The 1,230-nt window shown below is 59.3% G+C and carries 1 protein-coding gene; it reads left to right on the top strand.

The features are described 5' to 3' along the window. The coding region (locus tag Q4P78_RS08965) for an LTA synthase family protein (RefSeq protein WP_303340026.1) at positions 1 to 1,230 on the top strand (1,230 nt) is incomplete at both ends.

The raw sequence follows: 1,230 nt of genomic DNA, 5'->3' as shown, positions 1-1,230 counted from the left end.
TACCCTCTTGCATTACGTCCTACCACGACAGAAGGAAGAGACCCGCTTCCAGATCTGCTGGACCGGCGTTTGGCTCTTGGCCGCTGGCCTCATCTTCCTGGGCATACGCGGGGGCGTGGGACGTAGTACGGCCAATGTCGGCATGGTCTATTACAGCCAGCGCCAGTTCCTCAACCACGCGGCAGTCAATCCGGCCTTCAGCCTCGTTTCCTCCAGCTTCAAGACGCGCAAGTACAGCCAAAGTTTTGACTTTTACCCCGAAGCCGAGCGTGCCCGTCGTTTCTCTACACTTCATTTCAATACCCGCTCGGTCAATAGCGATACCCTGCTCACCACCCGGCGTCCCAACATCTTGCTGATCCTCATGGAGGGTTGTGGCGGCACCATGGTTCACGCTGTTGACAGCCTGAGCGATGCCCGCATCACGCCCAATCTCAACCGCTTGGCAGAGGAGGGCGTAGTCTTCACGCATTGTTACGCCAATTCCTTCCGCACCGACCGAGGCACACTGACCACCCTGAGCGGCTGGCCGGCTTATCCCGACCTGAGCGTGATGAAGGTGCCTTCGCTCACGCAAAAGATGCCCTCCATAGCCCGCACCCTACGCAGCGCAGGATACAGTGCCCGCTTCCTCTATGGGGGTGACATTAACTTTACAAACACCCACGGCTACCTGCTTGCCACGGGCTATGAGCAGGCACTGGGCGACACCTACTTTCCCCACACTGTGCGCCGCACCCATGCCTGGGGCGTTACTGACCACATTGTACTCGACACGCTCTACCACCAGGTATTGCGCCAGCCCGCAGACCGTCCCTGGCACATCGGCTGTCTTACCCTCTCCAGTCATGAGCCTTGGAAGGTGCCTTACCACCGCATCCAAGGGGACGAACGCGCCAACGCCATGGCCTACCTTGACGATTGCATCGGCCATTTCATCGCCCGTCTGAAGCAGTCACCCGCTTGGCGCAATACCCTCGTTATTCTCCTCCCTGACCACGGCATCAACTATCCCGTGGGTATAGAAGAGAGCAATCCGCGCCGCTCGCACATCCCCATCATCTGGACGGGTGGGGCAGTCAAGGGACACAAGGTCATTGACCGTCTCTGTAACCAAAGTGACCTGGCCGCCACCCTCCTGGGACAGTTGGGGTTGGACCACAGTTACTTCCCCCTCTCACGTGACGTGCTGAGCCGCAGCTATACCCACCCCTCTGCCGCCCACACATG

The sequence above is a fragment of the Rothia sp. (in: high G+C Gram-positive bacteria) genome, assembly GCF_030540545.1.
Classification (GTDB): Bacteria; Actinomycetota; Actinomycetes; order Actinomycetales; family Micrococcaceae; genus Rothia.
Note: the sequence above shows the minus strand (reverse complement) of the source record. Positions and strands in the feature narration are given on the sequence as shown.